Raw genomic sequence first — 15,688 nt, forward strand, 5'->3', positions numbered from 1 at the left:
ACCCCCCTCCTTCCTCGAACCCGACGACCTCGCCGCCCTCATGACCGGCACCCACGCCCCCACCGCACTCGGGCTCCACTCACAACCGGTCTAAGCAAAGGAGAACGCATGTTTGTTGTATCCATCACTTACACGTCACCCGGGGAACTGGTCGCTTCCCACCGGCCCGCCCACGTCGAATGGCTCAAAGCCGCCTTCGCCAGGGGAAGCCTGGATCTTGCAGGGTCAAAGTCCACGAAGGACAGGGGTCTCCTTCTCACGACCCACTCTGACCGGGAATCGCTCGAAGCGGAACTGGATCAGGACCCTTACCGGATCCATAACGTAGCAACCCACACGATTACGGAATTCGACGCCACCATGACATCCCGGCGTTGGCCCCGGCCGGACTCCGTGCAATAGAAGACCAGCAAACCTCATATGGATGAAAGAAAGCAGCCAACTGCATACACAGGCTGCGAGCCGACGCTCATGACGCACTGGAAATACCTGTGGCGGCGGGAGTTCGTGGAACTGCGCCGTGGCGGCGTAGTCACTGGGGCGGGATGGGTGGATGAACTGGCAATGGACGGCACCATCCTCTGGATCCACCGAAATGATGGCATGGGACGAACCATGATCGATCGCCTGCACGACGGCATCGATATCTGGCGTGTCGACCCCCGCGTACTTCAGAACCGTCCCGAAACAGCGGATTTCCAAGCCCAGACAGGCGCGTAGCCACGACGGACCATTGTGAATTGAGCAGGCAGTCACTTAAGCGTCTCTTCAATGGCACGCATGGGGTGTCGATTCAGAAACAGGTCAGACTCCCTGGTTCAATGTGGCTGATTCCCAGTTTCCACGAAGGTTTCAACAGCTGCAGCGAACGCGCTTGAGAAGTGCCCGGCTCATGCACGACAGCGACTACTGCTGAACTCCTGTCGCGGGAACGACAGTACAGGTCTCATCGCTCAAAACTGCCGAGCAGCCGGCCAAAGATACTTGGCATGCTCTGACTACCCGGACAGTTCCCGGCTCTTGTCCCCCCAACGGCAAAGACTCAAAGCAGAACCGGTCCTACGAAACTACTTGAGTAGAGATATCGTCCGTTATCGCCCTTCGCCAACCAGCGGGCAACAGTCACGAGGCAACGCTGTACTTCAGGTAACGTACCGCCGCGATTCGGACGGATTAAAAGCAAAAGCGGAAGTCAGCGAGTGCCGGATGGGCCCCAGGCCTTCACTCAGACAAGCCGCCAGTGCCCCGAACTCGAAACGCACGACGTGCCCGCCCGGACACCCCGCACCCCCTCGGGACACGAAAAACAATTGCCACTCTAGTTGGTCACAATATTCGAAACGCACCCAGCCCATTCAGGCTGCATCTCAAGGGCCAGACTCGGGACTTCGGAATCCGGGGCCGCGGGTACTCGGAAAACTGCTCCCCGGATCGAGAACTGAAATTTAGCAGTCTTCTCATCCGGGGAGCAGCCCGCCCTCATTAACGGCGCCTTGACCGTGCCCGCAATGCCGCGAGTTTTTTAGGTGTATTTGCTGTCGGAGAGACGGGTTCCCCGGGTTTCGCGGAATGCTTTGATGACGCAGATCAGCGAGACGACGGCGACGGCGCATACGTACGCTGCCACAGCCCAGATTGAGCCGGTACTGGAGAGCAGGAACGTCGCGACCAGTGGCGCGGTGCCGCCGAAGATGCCGAATGCGAGGTTGTAGGCCATGGCGCTGGCGGAGTACCGAACTTTGGTCGGGAAGAGTTCAGCCATGCTCACGGTCAGGGCAACGGAGATGAACATGATGGGGATGAGGTAGATGAACTGTGCGGTGAGGGCGGCTGCGAAGGTGCCTGCCTGAACGACTGCGAAGGCCACGGGTACGAGCACGATGGCTGATACGCAGGCCATGATGAGCATGGGTTTTCTGCCGATTTTGTCCACCATGATCCCAGAGACAACAAGCAAGGGAAGCAGGACACCAAGGGCGATGAAGTTCGAGGCCAGCGCCTGTTCCTTCGCCATGCCAAGGTTATTGCGCAGGTACCCGGGCAGGAACGTGACCCAGGTGAAGGATAGGACCGCGTTGGTGATGGCGAAGCCGGCAAAGATAAGAATCGGCTTCCACTGGGTTTTCAGGGCCTCGGTCAGTGGTCGTTTGGTGATGACTTCTTCGGCCACACCCGCGGCTGCTGCGGCTTTTTGTTCCTCTTGCATGCGCCGGAACTCCGGGGTTTCATCGATCCGGAGCCGCAGGATCAGACCTACCAAGGTCAGTGGCAGAGTGATGAGGAAGGGTATCCTCCAGCCCCAGGCTTCCATGTCTGCGTCAGAGAGGGACGCTGCTACTAGTGCCGCGATTCCGGCGCCGGTCAGCAGCCCGGCGAAGACGCTGACGGAGAGGAAGCTGGTGTAGAGGCCTCGCTTCTTTGCGGGGGCGTATTCGACGATGAATGCCACGGCTCCTGCGTATTCACCGCCTTGGACAAGTCCTTGGGCTGCGCGGATGAGCAGCAGCATGACAGGAGCGGCGAAGCCGACTGCCGCATATGGGGGCAGAACGCCGATCAAGGTCGTGAGGAGGCCCATCGAAATGATGGCCACGGCGAGTGCGTTGCGGCGGCCGAGCCGGTCGCCGTACCGGCCGAAGATCATGCCTCCGAAGGGGCGCAGCAGGAAGGACAGGGCGAACCCGGCGTAGACACTCAGGAGCGCGGCTGTCCGGTCTTCTGCGGGAAAGAAGGAGGCGGCCATGTAAGGAGCCAGGTAGCCATAGATTCCGTAGTCGAATTGTTCAATGAAGTTGCCGACGGTGCCGGCCAGGATGGGTTTTCTCAGAGCCTTGCCAGTAGGGGCATCGATCACGATGGGATCCCTTCCATCGGCAGCGGCCGTCCGGGGTGCTGGGTTTGTGGTTGACACTCTTACCTCCACGTTGGGGCCATTCAGGCGGCCAGCCTGTCAGGGCGGTCCTGGGTTCCTATATGCCGCCCGGCACCTTGTGTGCGAGCTGGCAGGAGACGAACATTCCCGGACGCTACCGCAGTTACTGCAGTGCGGGACCGGGTTGTGATGTGGATTGGATCACATCGCTAAAACGACTGTACGGCCCAAATAAAAATTGGTCAACCTATTGGTTGACCATTTCTGAAACCGCCTGTAGCGTGAGTGTCATGAACCCCAAACCCGTCATTGGCTTTATCGGACTGGGCCGTATGGGCGGCCCCATGGTCAGGAATCTGCTGCGCGCCGGCCACCCGGTAGTCGGATACGACATTGACCCACAAAAAATGAAAGACCTCACCGAATCCGGCGGTATCGCTGCTTCCTCACCGGCGGACGTGGCAGCACGGTCACTGCTGAGCTTCTCGATTGTCATGAACGATGACATCTTCCTTGACGTAGCGCTCGGCCCGGAGGGAGTCCTGTCCGGGGCCACCCCCGGGCACCTCTACAGCGATTTGAGCACGGTTTCGCCTGCGGCATCAGCCAAAGTCGCCCAGGCAATGGAAGCCGCTGGCGTCGGGTATCTTCGCGGCAAGGTCGCCGGAAGCATAGCGTTGGCCGAATCGGCCAAGCTGACCATTTTTGTCTCCGGCATGGAGGCTCATGCCCGCGAGGCCGAACCGGTACTCTCGCTCCTCGGGGAGCGGGTACTCAATGTCGGCGACGGCGAAATGGCCCACTACCTCAAGCTGGTACACAGCGCCATTGTCGGTGTCTATGCAGCATTGATCGGGGAAGCCCTTGCGTTCGGAGAGAAGGGCGGCCTGGACTTCGACCAAATGGTGGATGTCCTGGAATCCGGTCCCCTCGGATCGACCCAGCTTTCGCTGAAGGCTCCCATGCTCAAGGAGCGCCGTTTCGAAAATCCTCCGTCGGACATCAACACCGCGGCCAAAGATCTGGACCTCGTGCTGTCTGCGGCCAAGGATTGCGCCGTCAGCATGCCCCTGACGTCGGCAGTGCGCCAGGTCATGACCCAGCAACAGGCGGCCGGTGCTGGCCGGAGGGATATTTGGTCGATCCTGGAGGCTTTCGAGGCCATGTCAGCCGTTGAACCGGCCGCGAAAGTAAAGTCGTGACCACCCGGTCCGGGATGCTCACGGAACTCCCGAACACCGACCTTACTGTGTCCGCTCTCTGCCTCGGCGGCAATCGCCTGGGCTCCGAATTGGATCAGGCTGCGTCCTTCGACTTACTCGACACGTTCTTTGACTTAGGCGGGAACTTCATCGATACAGCCCTGGTCTACGCGGACTGGAACCAAGGTATTGAGCGCAGCTGCAGCGAGCGGACCATCGGACGTTGGCTTGGAGCTCAGGACCGCAGCAAACTCGTCATTGCTACCAAAGGCGGCCACCCTGCTTTGGATAATCCAGGCGTTTCCCGACTGGACCGGGGAAACCTGCGCGACGATGCGCACCGCAGCATCGAAAACCTCGGCGGCACCCCCTTGGACCTCTACTATCTGCACCGGGACGACGCTACCCGTCCCATCGCCGAGATCCTGGAGACGCTGGAGGAGCTGGTCTCTGACGGGCTGATCCGACATTACGCAGCCAGCAACTTTTCGGCAGCGCGGCTTACAGAAGCAGCGGCCTGGGCCACCGCAAACGACGTGCCGGGTTTTGTAGCGCACCAGCTGGAATGGAGCCTGGCCCAGCCGAGGCATGACGCAGTAATGCCCGACCTGACGTGGATGGACGAGGAGCTCCTGACCCTCCACGAGGAACAAAAGCTCACAGCGATTCCATATTCATCTCAAGCCCGAGGGTATTTTGACAAAGCATTACCCGATCAACCCGTCCCGGCCTCCGTACACAGGTACGACACAGTGCGCAACGCTTCCGCGCTCAAGACAGTCACGGAAATCGCTCACAGGCTGGACGTCGACAAATCCACCGTTGCCTTGGCCGGACTATTGCAAACACCGCTGACAACGGTGCCTGTCATCGGCTGCAGAACCTTGGAACAACTACGCAGCAGCTGGGCGGCCCTGGACCTGGATCTGTCCGCTGAGGACCGCGAACGACTGGCCGCGCACGCTATGGCGGGGCAATCCTCATGAAGACCGTCCTGCCACCGATCATTCTGATTCCAGGCATGCAATGTGACGAGAGCATGTTTGAAGGAATCATCCACCGGCTATGGACGCTGATGCCTGAGGCCCGACTGGAGGTACACCTCCTACACCAGACCGGGCTGGACGCCGCCGTGTCGGCCCTGATGGCAAGGATCGATCAGCCGGCCATCCTGGTGGGACACTCGCTCGGGGGCACCGTCGCCATGGCCCTGGCACGAAGGTTCCCGGAACGAGTCGCGGGCCTCGCCCTCGTCTGCGCGAGCCCGCGGCCACCGCGGCCTACCCAGCTGACCTATTGGACCAGCCTTCTCCGCCGCCTCAAGGACGGTGACCTGGTGGGGATTGTCGATGAGATTGTCCCCTCGCTGGTGGGAAGCACCACGGCCTCCGCCTACGCGGCCAACCACTACCAGACCTGCCGGCGTATGGCGCTGAACACCGGCGCGCCGGGCCTCGCCGGTCAGCTGCGAATCCAGCTCGACCGCGTTGATGAACGCCCTGCGCTCGGCAGTTATGCCGGCCCGCTCCTCGCGATGGCAGCCGACGACGATTGCCTCGTTCCGTCAGCAGCGGTCAGGGAAATCAGCGCCTCCACGCCCAGGGGCGAATTCGCCCTCATCCCCCGGGCAACCCACATGGCACCGCTGACCATGCCGGGGACTGTAGCCAGCACGATTGGGTCCTGGCTCCATAAAAACTTCTCCCACCCGGGCATCAACGCCTTCACCACAGAAACCCAGAAAGTAGAGTAATGATTAACAACCCAGTCATCAGTGCCAGCGAGCTTGAACGCCGCACCATCCGCCGGACGGACCTGGTTTCCTGCAACGCCGCGTTCATTGACTGCCGCACCCCGGGGTCGGACAAGAAAGAGAACTACGCGCTCATCGGCGGCGGCGTGTCCCAGAACGCCGGGCAAGTCATCAACCTGCAAGAAGACCACGGCTACAACATCGGCGCCGCTGCCATGCCCAACGGCGTCACCAACTCCCTCCACATGCACTTCACCGCCGAAGTGTTCTTCAACTTCCGGGGAACCTGGCGGTTCCGTTGGGGCAAGGACGGCAACGGCGGAGATTACGTCTCCCAGGAAGGAGACATCATCACCGTGCCGACATGGATCTTCCGCGGCTTCACGAACGAAGGAACCGACGACGGCTGGCTGTTCACCGCCTTGGGGCAATCTGACACCGGAGGAATTATTTGGGGGCCCTCCGTTCTGAACGAAGCCGAAGGGCACGGCCTGTACCTGACATCCGATAACCGACTGATTGACACAGTTGCCGGGGATCAACTACCCGACGACGAGAACATACTCATCAGGCCCATGCCCGCCGACGTCGTTGAGTCACTCCGTACCTACTCACCCGAGGAAATGCGCGCCCGCATCACCACCCGGGATGACCTGGTGTACTTCGAGCACCCGTTCCTCTGCTCCTCCATCCCTGGAGGCGGTGCCCAACTCGCAGCGGTCATCGGCTACGGCATGGCCGAAGACCGTGACATCGCCCCCAGGGTCTCCAACCCCCATTCCTTCAACGTCGCCTGGCTGCGTGCCCGGGAAGGCGAAGGCATGCTCCAGCACTGGCACTCCGAAACACAAGTACTGATCGTCAAGAGCGGCTCCTGGACCGTCACCCTCAACGAAGGCACGGAACAAGTTCAGGTCACTTTGGAACCTGAAGACACCCTGTCAGTGCCGCGAAACGCATGGCGGACCATCCGGAACACATCCGCACCCGACGACTCCGAATTCGGGGAGCTGCTGGTCATCAACGGAGGAGATGCCCGGGTACGGTTGCACTGGTCACCTGAAGTCTGGAAAGAGGTCAACGACAAGGGACTGTCACGGGACGCTGACGGGTACATCGCCCCCATGTTCCTCCTGGCCATGATGACCGACGACGACTAGGACCTCCGAACTTCCTGAGAGGAACGAGACCAAACATGCGCGAAAACAGCCTATGCAATGTCATCCGCAGCGGAAACACTGCGGTCAACGCCTGGATATCGACGGACAGCAGCTACAGCGCAGAAGTACTAGCCAACACAGGCTTCGACAGCGTGACCATCGACGCACAGCACGGCATGTTCGGCCCCGACACCGTGGTGAAGCTTCTGCAAGCAGTATCGGCAAGCCCGGCAACTCCCATGGTGCGGCCCACCTCTGTCAACCTCGCTGAGATTGGCTGGCTGCTCGATGCCGGCGCCTACGGCATCATCGCCCCTTCCGTTGACTCCCCCGAACTGGCCCGGGAACTGGTGGACGCGTGCTTCTACCCACCGCTGGGCCGCCGCTCTTTCGGCCCCTCCCGGGGCCTGCTCTACGGCGGATCCGATTACGCAACGGAAGCGAACCACGCGATCGTGCCTTGGGCAATGATCGAATCCGGCGATGCCGTTGAACAGATGGACGCCATCATGTCCACCCCCGGACTCTATGGCGTCTATCTCGGCCCCAACGACCTCGCCCTGGACCTTGGATTAAAAGCTGGTGGCGACATCGCCGGACCAGTGGCTGACATTGCCCACCGCATCGTCGAACGGGCACACCGGCACGGCCTGGCCGCAGGATTGTTTTGCTCCGGGGCGGAGGAAGCCACAAAATGGGCTGATGCCGGCTTTGATCTCGTCACACCCGGCAACGACGTTTCCATGCTGCGGTCAGCAGCGACCCAGAGAATCGCTGCGATCCGTGATCCGGCAAAGACTCTCACCGCGACAACAGGAGGGTACTGACATGAGTACACCAACAGCCAAGACACGACGACTCACCGCCGGGTCCTACGCGCACCTGGTATTGACTGACGAGGCGGAAGCAGCCGCAGAGAACAGCCAGACCCCGGTGGTTGACCTCACTCAGAAGCTGCTCGCGTTCCTGGCCCAAAGCGATGTAGTCCCCGGACAACGTCTGGCCGGGGAACGCCAACTCGCCGAACAGATGGGCGTTGGCCGCAGCGTCATCCGCGAAGCGCTCAAACTGCTGACCGTGCTCGGCTTCCTGGAAGTCCGTCAAGGCGATGGCACCTACCTCACCAATAAGACATCGAACCTTCTACCCCGCATCGTTGAATGGGGACTCTTTCTCGGAGACCATTCCATAGACGCACTGATTGAGGCGCGCTCAACCTTGGAAGTCTCACTGGCGGGGATGGCCGCAGGGGCGGCCAGCGAAGTGGACAAGGACCGGATCAACACGGTGTTCGCTGAAATGCAGTCCTCTGCCGAGGACCGAGACCTCGAACGATACGCCAAAGCCGACATCGCTTTTCACCTGGCGATCGCGAAAGCCAGCGGGAACCCAGTGCTCGAGGGCGTCATCATCAATATCCGCAGTCTCATGCAGACCTGGACCGACAAAGTACTCAACCATGTGGACCTCAACGAATCCCTGGCCCTCCACGTACCCATCATGAACGCAATCAACGACGAAGACCCTGCTGCTGCACGCACCGCCATGCAGCACCACATGGATGAAGCCATCGCAAACCTGCGCAAGACCACCTCATCCATGTCCGAGACCGCCTAACCTCCGCCTTTCCAATGTCCACAGTCCCGGCAGCAACAAGCCCAGTGGACAGTCATTTCGGCCTGCCTTCGCAGCGACGCAGCAGGCTCCTCTCCTCAAACCCAAGGACATTCCATGACCACTCTTAACCCCGCAGCCTACGCACCTTACGACGACCCAGAGCACTACATCCTGTCCTGGACAGACAGGATCTGGGAACCACGCGGCATGGGCCAAATCCGCGACCACTACATGCCGGACATCCGCGTACACGGCGCCTACGGAACCATCACCGGCAACGAAGAGATCATCAAAGCCTGCGTCCAAAAGAACGCAGCCTACCCGCACCGACTCTTCACCGGAGAGGACGTCCTGTGGGAAGCCCGCACGGAAAACAGTTGGCTCAGCTCACACCGCATCATCAACAGCGGACGCCAGGAAGGCTTCTGGCAATACGGGCCCCCGACCTTCAAAAAGTCCGTGTCACGCAACATCGCCGTGTGCCTGGTCCGTGACGCATTCATCGCAGAAGAATGGGTCGTACGGGACGAATGGGCCGTCGTCGAACAATCCGGACACGACGTCCACGCCGTAGCGCGCCAAATCGCCTCATCCCCCAGCCTCGGACTCCTCGGCGAAAAGAAGGGTCCCCTCCTCGGCCCCGTACCCGCGAACCCGCTGCTCGAAGGAGTATCCGGGAAACGGCCCGACCACGGACGAACAGAAGACAAGAAAACAGTCCAAATGATTGAGGAAGTCTGGAACCAGCACCTCGGCAACCTCGCCCCCGACTACCTGCACCGCGACATCGTCATCCACACCACCCGCCACCGCACAGAAGCAAGAATCGACGGATACAAAGACGAACTGGACCACCTCTTCGCCCCATTCCCCGATGCACGAGTAGACATCTACGACGTCGCCTTCAACGAAGACCCCTTCCACGGAACCCGCGTCTCCATAGTCTGGGTGCTCAACGGAACCTACTCCGGCATCCCCCTCTACGGACCCGTCACGAACACACCCGTCGAGATCTTCGGCGTATCCCACTTCAAATTCCGCGGCGACAAAATCTACCGCGAATGGCGCATCTACGACGAAATGGCACTCCTTGCCCAAATCAAACAAGCCCAAGGCGACATCGGCAACTAAGGTCAGGGACGAATTATCAATGGTAAGAACGGGGCTTGGGCATAGAGCCATAGAAGCGAGGTTGCAATTGACCCTCACCGTTTCTTTCCAACCGGCTTCTTTTCTGCAGCCATCCCGACGCTGGGCTCAACCCCTTGCGTCCACGACCTGACGTTGGGAATGAGTTCAAGCTCAACCGCGAAGCCCTCCAGCCGTAAAGGGTTGGAGGGCTTCTCCGTGGGTCAAAGAATGCCGAAGTGGCTCGGCAGTTGGAGCGCTTACGAATCGCCGTCATGTCGCTAGGACGGCTCACATGCGATGAGTCAGCGTAGTCCGGAGAAGGCCATCTGATATGCCGCTGCCAACCGCATGAAGGAGATTTAAGTGTGGACAATGTCCACAGCCCCTTTGGCCGGACAAAGCATCCGCCCGGGAAGTCTCTTAAGCCGGGAACGAGCCAGACCCAGGAACTTTGACGCAAAATAACGAAGTCATGTCGCGCTCAGTCCCCCTACCCATGAAGAGGTGTAGGCCAACCACGACCTACCCGACGAACCAAGAGAGGAACACATAACCCCAGTTCAAAGCCAGCGGAGGGCCCACCAGCCACGACCCTGAACCTGCTCCCCCACAACGAAACAGGCGACCCGCGGCGCCAGGCACACCCCGCGGCCAGAGTCAGAGGGACCCGACCACCCAGAATGTACACACGTTAAAGCAAAAACCCCTCTGACGAGGGGGTATGCCGTGCCCGAGGTGGGACTCGAACGTGATTCCGAGCCCTGGTAGCACTGGGAAGTGGCGGAAACATGCGGAATCCGGCCCGAACCGACCCCTATACGGCCCAGTCCGACGCCTAATGTGTGCACATTGTGCACACCCCCAAATTTGCCCTTCCGCGCGGTACAACCGAGAAGCGCGTCTCCATCGTGGGAACGCGGCTCGTCTTTTCGCTGAGACTCCGGGCTGGTTCCTCTGGTCGTCTGGTGTGGTGACGATGCCTATGACTGCAGTCGATCGCAAAGAACTCCTGGCGGCGACACCTCACCTATCTCGTGAGCACCAGGTCGACCACGCATATGACCGGCCAATTGACTGGGGCGGCCATGAGGCATGTGACCCCAGGACCACCAACGCGGCGTCCAAAGAATCCACGGCCATCGATTCACTAAGTGCGAGCCAATCATCCCCACAGCGTCCGCCAACGAAACATCGCCGGCGGCCGCTGCACCCAGACCTAAACCTCCATCAGTGTTGAACGCATACCTGCCCCGTTAGCAGTTGAGCGTTTGCCACCGGGTGTGTTCATGTTGTGGTGAGGCTCAGGTGGTCGAGACCGGACGTCGAGCGCTTCTAAACTTGCCTGATGGGCACTACGAAAGATTCGCCGGCGAGGTCTCCCCGGAGCCGGATTCTCACCTCTGCATCATCCGTGTTTGCAACGCGGGGGTTTAATGGCGGATCACTGACAGATATTGCCGGTGGAGCCGACATGACGCGGCCCGGCGTGTTGCATCACTACCCCAGCAAGCAGGCGGTACTGCTGGCGCTGCTTGAGGAGCGGGACCAGGGCCTGCAGCTATTACTCCCGGACACGGAGCGTTGGACCTTGAGGGAGCTTCTGGCCGGTCTTGATGAGGTTTTTGCAGCGATCCTAAAGGACCGGGAGCTTGTGCAACTGGCGCACGTTCTGACCGCGGAAGCCGCATCGGCTGATCATCCCGCCCGCCCCTGGGTGGTCCGCAGGCACACCCTGCTACGGCAGAGCCTGGGCACAGCGATCGAGAATTCCCTGGAAACTGGTGAGCTTGCGTTCCCCGTTGACCCCACTGCGCTGGCGAGCGCAATACTCGGCGTAATCGAGGGCATCGAGAATCAATGGCTCGTCTCCCCCGACGGGTTCGATGCACGGGGCGCGCTGAGGGTCTTCTGCGATGTGCTCGCTGCCGGGCTGATACAACCAACCAAAAAAACTACCTACTGACTAGTTGGTAGGTAGCTGATTTTCCCCCATGATGGTGCTCAAGGGAATTATGAAACGATTCATTTCCCGCTTTCAATGAGGAGGGCACTTCATGTCACACCCTGTTTCAAAGCCCGGGATCCGCCCATGGCGGACCGCATTTCTTGCCGGCATGGCGTCCTACCTAGATGCCGGGGCAATCGTAACGACCTCGACTGCGCTTGTCCTGTACGCCCCCGCGCTGGGACTGAACGAGTGGGATTTCGGCGCCCTGTCGGCGCTGCTGACCCTGTGTTTCGCCACCGGCGCCCTCTTCGGCGGCAGGCTTGGCGACAAGTTCGGACGGCGCCGCGTGTTTACCTCGACGCTTCTTTTATTTGCGGCCGGAATCGCGGTACTGACCTTCGCCGTCTCCGCCCCCATGCTCTATGTTGGTGTCGTCATCGTCGGGTTCGCCATCGGGGCGGACCTGCCCGTGTCGCTTGCGCTGGCCGCAGAGGAAGCGCCCGAAGGCGCCAAGGGACGGATGGTCGCTCTCTCCGGAGTGTTGTGGATGGTCGGCATCGGAGTGGTGGTTGTCCTGAGCATCATTGTCGGCGCCTACGGGGAGCTCGGCGCCCGGCTGCTGTATGCGCAGTTGCTGGTCGTATCCCTGGTTGTCCTTGTCCTTCGCAGCAGGATGAAGGAATCTACGGAATGGACAACGGCGCGCTCTGCGGCCATTGCGGCTCCGGCCTCCGAGCGCGTTGACCTGAGCACACTCCGCCGGCTTCTTGCACGGCCGCTGTTTGCGCCGCTCCTCGCCACTGGGCTGTTTTACTCCGTCTGGAATCTCGGAGCCAATACCATCGGGCAGTTTTCCACGTACCTGTATGTGAACGTGGCCGGCAGTGATGTGCCGACGGCATCGGCGATCGGTCTGCTCGGCATACCGATTGGCCTCGTCAGTGGGCTTGTCTTCATGCGGATTGTTGACCGGCCTTCCCGTCAGATCTGGTTCGCGGCAGGTGTAGCCTTCTCGTCCATCGGGTTCGCCGTGCCGCTCGTCCTGGGCGTGTCCGTGCCGACACTGGCCACTATGGGCATCGTGGGTGGTTTCGGGATTGGCCTGGCTGGTGAAACCATCTACAAGGTCTGGACACAGGAGTTATTCCCGACCCTTGTCCGTTCGACGGCGCAGGGCGCCACGATCGCGTTCACACGCTACGTAGCGGCGGCATTCGCCCTCTTCACCCCAATCATCGCGACAACCAACGTCACGGCACTATTCGGCATCCTCATCGCAAGCTCGGTTGTGTCGGGCCTGATCGGGATCTTCTGGATACCCCGGCTGCCCAAAGCAAAGACGCCGGAGACCGGGACCGGCGCATCCCGGGCAGAAGGACTTGTTCCTGCTGCCATCGATCAGGAGAACAACGCATGAGCATCACACTGGACCTTCCCACTGCCTCGACCGCCCTGAAATCCTCGGTTAACCGGGCCTGGCAAGGCCACTGGATCGGTGTGGCGCGTCCCCGGGATACCGACGGCGTCAACGCGCTGGGGACAACGACGGCGCCGCTCTCCTTCTCACGTACGCTGCTCCGGTCAAGCATCACCGTTGATTCCGTGCCGGACAGTGCCCCGGCCCGCCTGGCCGCCGACTCCCGCTACGTCCTTTTCGTCAACGGCATCGAGATCGGCCGCGGGCCGGTGCGTTCCCAGCCCCGCCGCATGCGCTACGACAGCTATGACCTGGCCCCCTACCTTCGCGAGGGAACCAACGTCATCAGCGCTATTGTCACCTATTACGGTGACGCCAACGCCTTCTGGCAGCCAGCAGCAGCGACCGGGTGCTTTGGTACCGACGCCGTTTTTGTCTTCGAATCCCAGATCGGAGATGTCCTCCATGTTTCCGATGAGGACTGGCGGGCGCTCCGGCCCAACGCGTGGGCAGTGTTTCCCCGCAACCACCTTGACGGTGTGCCCGTGGACTGCGTGGACGCCGCCCTTATTCCCGAAGGTTGGCAGCACCCTGGATTCGATGACACTGCCTGGCCACAGGCGGAAATCCTCCGCACCGAACACATTGGCGGCTTCGCACGGTCCCAGCCACCCACGGACCCGTACGGCCCCCTGCTTCCACGCCCGATCGGGGCCCTTGGGGGCCCGATCATCTCGCCGGTAGCAGTCTCGGAGGTGACCGTCCCGGCCCTGACAGGTTCGCTCCCGGACCGGCCGACCGCCGTCGTCCTCCAGGCACTGGCCGGCGCCACCCAAGCCGCCCGTCCAGCCCAGTTGCCGCTTGCTGCCCAGCTGGACCGGAGCACGTGGCAACACCTCGTTCTGGACTTTGGCCGGGTAGTGGCCGGATATCTTCAACTCGACATCACGGCGCCACCCGGTGCCATTCTCGAACTGCACTACCGCGAGTTTCCCCACGATCCGACCGTTGACGAGATCGCTACGGCGCCTGGCGGGGGGATGCGGTACATCGCTCGCGGACTTCGCGATTCCTACGAGGCCCTGGAGTTGCACGGACTCCGCTATGTCCACATCATTGCCCGTTCCGCGCAGGACGCGCAGATCCTGATCAACGCTGTCACACTTCGGGAGTCCACTTATGTTTGGGAAGGGGAATCCGACTTCGCGACCGATGATCCCGAGATCGACGCCCTGTACCGCGCAGGCAAACGCACGGTACAACTCAACTCATTCGACGCGTTCACCGACTGCCCAACCCGCGAACAGCGCTCCTGGGTCGGCGACGGCGTCGTCCACCAAATGGTGCACCTGACCACCAACAGCGACTGGCGCCTCGCCCGCAACTACGTCACGCTGGGCAACTCCCCACGCCCGGACGGAATTCTCCCGATGAGCGTTGTGGGTGAAATCGAATCCAGCGGCGCGTTCACCATCCCCGACTGGTCGCTGCATTGGCTCCACGGCGTCCACAACATGTTCCGGTATACGGCAGATACGGACTTGATCCTGGCCGCCGCTCCCACCATGGAACGGATCCTGCGCTGGTACGCGGAATACATCGATGAGCACGGCACCCTCAGCAACGTGGCCGAATGGAATCTGGTCGACTGGTCCAGCGTTTTCAGCACAGGACGCAGCAGCATCCTCACGGCGCTGTGGGCACGGGGCCTGCGGGAATACGAGGAAATGTGCAGGTTCCTGGGCAACACTGCCTCTGCGGACTGGGCCCACGGGCTCTGGGGAAAACGCCCGGACTGGCTTCGAGGCGTTTTGGGTGGACGATCGCGGAACCTACGCCGACCACATCCTCGACGGCGTTGTCCAGCCGGCCGCCTCGCAGGCCGCGGGCGCCGCAGCAATTGTCTCCGGCCTCGCACCTCAGGAACGGTGGACCCGCGTTATCGACGCCATCACCGACGAGCAGCGGGTTGTTGTCCGTTCTTGGATCGGCGGAGCCGACGGTGGGTACGACATCGAGAAGATGCGGGAACAGGCACGCGGCATCCAGCGGATCGACTGGGACCCCATGGAACAGGTGGTACGCGCCGAACCGTTCTTCAGCTACGTCGTCCATGACGCCATAGCCCAGGCCGGACGCGAAGAGCTGCTCCTCACCGTCATGCGGTCCTGGACACAGTTCCTCCACGACGGGTACGACACCTTCGGCGAATGCTGGGGATGGGGAACGCCCGTTCACGGCTGGAGCGCGACACCGACCCGGGACCTGATCCAATACGTCCTCGGAATAACCCCGGCCGCGCCCGGCTTTGAAATCGCCCGCATCGCCCCGCGACTCGGGTCCTTGAACAGGGTACGGGGCGTGGCACCAACACCTTCCGGACCCATCACAGTCGAAATCGACGGCGACGAAATCCGTATCGACTCGCCAGTACCCGTAATTCTCGACCTCGAGCCCGACGGCGACGCGTCCCGGCTCTCTGCCGGGAAACATGCCGTTCCATTCATTCGGCAGTCAACGGCAACCTGAAATTCGATGGACTAGCAGGCAGAGGCCTTAGCATTCCACCCGTCGCCCTTCTACAGGGA

14 protein-coding genes are annotated in these 15,688 nt (G+C 61.2%); 13 read left to right on the plus strand and 1 reads right to left on the minus strand.

The features are described 5' to 3' along the window. The first annotated feature begins 108 nt into the window (after window positions 1-108). Window positions 109-402, plus strand: coding sequence for a YciI family protein (locus tag GVL04_RS16535; protein WP_159706569.1), 294 nt, complete (start codon window positions 109-111; stop codon window positions 400-402). A 69-nt stretch (window positions 403-471) separates the two neighbouring features. Next, complete coding sequence (locus GVL04_RS16540; RefSeq protein ID WP_159706571.1) at window positions 472-720, plus strand: hypothetical protein; 249 nt, start codon at window positions 472-474, stop codon at window positions 718-720. An 802-nt stretch (window positions 721-1,522) separates the two neighbouring features. Here the strand turns inward: GVL04_RS16540 and GVL04_RS16545 are convergent. After that, window positions 1,523-2,911: an MFS transporter gene (locus GVL04_RS16545; protein WP_200846874.1), complete on the minus strand. Its 1,389-nt coding sequence runs from the start codon at window positions 2,909-2,911 to the stop codon at window positions 1,523-1,525. A gap of 251 nt (window positions 2,912-3,162) precedes the next feature. Between GVL04_RS16545 and GVL04_RS16550 the strand changes: the two genes are divergently transcribed. The 11 genes from GVL04_RS16550 (at window position 3,163) to GVL04_RS16600 (ending at window position 15,629) form a co-directional block, all read left to right on the plus strand. Further along, a complete protein-coding gene (locus GVL04_RS16550) occupies window positions 3,163-4,074 on the plus strand; it encodes an NAD(P)-dependent oxidoreductase (RefSeq protein ID WP_159706573.1) in 912 nt (303 codons plus the stop codon). Beyond that, window positions 4,071-5,060: an aldo/keto reductase gene (locus GVL04_RS16555; RefSeq protein WP_200846875.1), complete on the plus strand. Its 990-nt coding sequence runs from the start codon at window positions 4,071-4,073 to the stop codon at window positions 5,058-5,060. Before GVL04_RS16550 ends, GVL04_RS16555 begins: the two co-directional genes overlap by 4 nt. A gap of 53 nt (window positions 5,061-5,113) precedes the next feature. Further along, a complete protein-coding gene (locus GVL04_RS16560; RefSeq protein ID WP_159706575.1) occupies window positions 5,114-5,827 on the plus strand; it encodes an alpha/beta fold hydrolase in 714 nt (237 codons plus the stop codon). Continuing rightward, window positions 5,827-6,987 carry a cupin domain-containing protein gene (locus GVL04_RS16565; RefSeq protein WP_159706577.1) on the plus strand — a complete coding sequence of 387 codons (1,161 nt, stop codon included), beginning with the start codon at window positions 5,827-5,829 and terminating at the stop codon, window positions 6,985-6,987. The genes GVL04_RS16560 and GVL04_RS16565 overlap by 1 nt, the downstream gene beginning before the upstream one ends. Window positions 6,988-7,022: 35 nt before the next feature. Beyond that, window positions 7,023-7,814 (plus strand): HpcH/HpaI aldolase/citrate lyase family protein, encoded by a 792-nt coding sequence (locus GVL04_RS16570; RefSeq protein WP_159706579.1) that lies wholly within the window; start codon window positions 7,023-7,025, stop codon window positions 7,812-7,814. A 1-nt stretch (window position 7,815) separates the two neighbouring features. After that, window positions 7,816-8,604, plus strand: a complete 789-nt coding sequence (locus GVL04_RS16575; protein WP_159706581.1) for a FadR/GntR family transcriptional regulator — start codon at window positions 7,816-7,818, stop codon at window positions 8,602-8,604. Between the two features lie 114 nt (window positions 8,605-8,718). After that, complete coding sequence (locus GVL04_RS16580) at window positions 8,719-9,735, plus strand: ester cyclase (protein WP_159706583.1); 1,017 nt, start codon at window positions 8,719-8,721, stop codon at window positions 9,733-9,735. A 1,345-nt stretch (window positions 9,736-11,080) separates the two neighbouring features. Beyond that, window positions 11,081-11,698, plus strand: coding sequence for a TetR/AcrR family transcriptional regulator (locus GVL04_RS16585; protein ID WP_268825386.1), 618 nt, complete (start codon window positions 11,081-11,083; stop codon window positions 11,696-11,698). A gap of 91 nt (window positions 11,699-11,789) precedes the next feature. Further along, entirely contained in the window at window positions 11,790-13,100 is a 1,311-nt protein-coding gene (locus GVL04_RS16590; protein ID WP_159706587.1) for an MFS transporter, read from the plus strand. Continuing rightward, on the plus strand, window positions 13,097-15,217 hold the full coding sequence (locus tag GVL04_RS16595) for a family 78 glycoside hydrolase catalytic domain (protein WP_159706589.1): 2,121 nt from the start codon (window positions 13,097-13,099) through the stop codon (window positions 15,215-15,217). Before GVL04_RS16590 ends, GVL04_RS16595 begins: the two co-directional genes overlap by 4 nt. Continuing rightward, window positions 15,168-15,629 carry a hypothetical protein gene (locus tag GVL04_RS16600; protein ID WP_159706591.1) on the plus strand — a complete coding sequence of 154 codons (462 nt, stop codon included), beginning with the start codon at window positions 15,168-15,170 and terminating at the stop codon, window positions 15,627-15,629. The genes GVL04_RS16595 and GVL04_RS16600 overlap by 50 nt, the downstream gene beginning before the upstream one ends. Window positions 15,630-15,688: the final 59 nt, after the last annotated feature.

The organism is Arthrobacter sp. 18067, assembly GCF_902706295.1.
Classification (GTDB): Bacteria; Actinomycetota; Actinomycetes; order Actinomycetales; family Micrococcaceae; genus Arthrobacter.

Bases quoted from the DNA above. Each gene is read 5' to 3' on its own strand.
- GVL04_RS16535 (WP_159706569.1), top strand. From the start codon at position 109: ATGTTTGTTGTATCCATCACTTACACGTCACCCGGGGAACTGGTCGCT.
- GVL04_RS16540 (WP_159706571.1), top strand. From the start codon at position 472: ATGACGCACTGGAAATACCTGTGGCGGCGGGAGTTCGTGGAACTGCGC.
- GVL04_RS16550 (WP_159706573.1), top strand. From the start codon at position 3,163: ATGAACCCCAAACCCGTCATTGGCTTTATCGGACTGGGCCGTATGGGC.
- GVL04_RS16560 (WP_159706575.1), top strand. From the start codon at position 5,114: ATGTTTGAAGGAATCATCCACCGGCTATGGACGCTGATGCCTGAGGCC.
- GVL04_RS16565 (WP_159706577.1), top strand. From the start codon at position 5,827: ATGATTAACAACCCAGTCATCAGTGCCAGCGAGCTTGAACGCCGCACC.
- GVL04_RS16570 (WP_159706579.1), top strand. From the start codon at position 7,023: ATGCGCGAAAACAGCCTATGCAATGTCATCCGCAGCGGAAACACTGCG.
- GVL04_RS16575 (WP_159706581.1), top strand. From the start codon at position 7,816: ATGAGTACACCAACAGCCAAGACACGACGACTCACCGCCGGGTCCTAC.
- GVL04_RS16580 (WP_159706583.1), top strand. From the start codon at position 8,719: ATGACCACTCTTAACCCCGCAGCCTACGCACCTTACGACGACCCAGAG.
- GVL04_RS16585 (WP_268825386.1), top strand. From the start codon at position 11,081: ATGGGCACTACGAAAGATTCGCCGGCGAGGTCTCCCCGGAGCCGGATT.
- GVL04_RS16590 (WP_159706587.1), top strand. From the start codon at position 11,790: ATGTCACACCCTGTTTCAAAGCCCGGGATCCGCCCATGGCGGACCGCA.
- GVL04_RS16595 (WP_159706589.1), top strand. From the start codon at position 13,097: ATGAGCATCACACTGGACCTTCCCACTGCCTCGACCGCCCTGAAATCC.
- GVL04_RS16600 (WP_159706591.1), top strand. From the start codon at position 15,168: ATGGAACAGGTGGTACGCGCCGAACCGTTCTTCAGCTACGTCGTCCAT.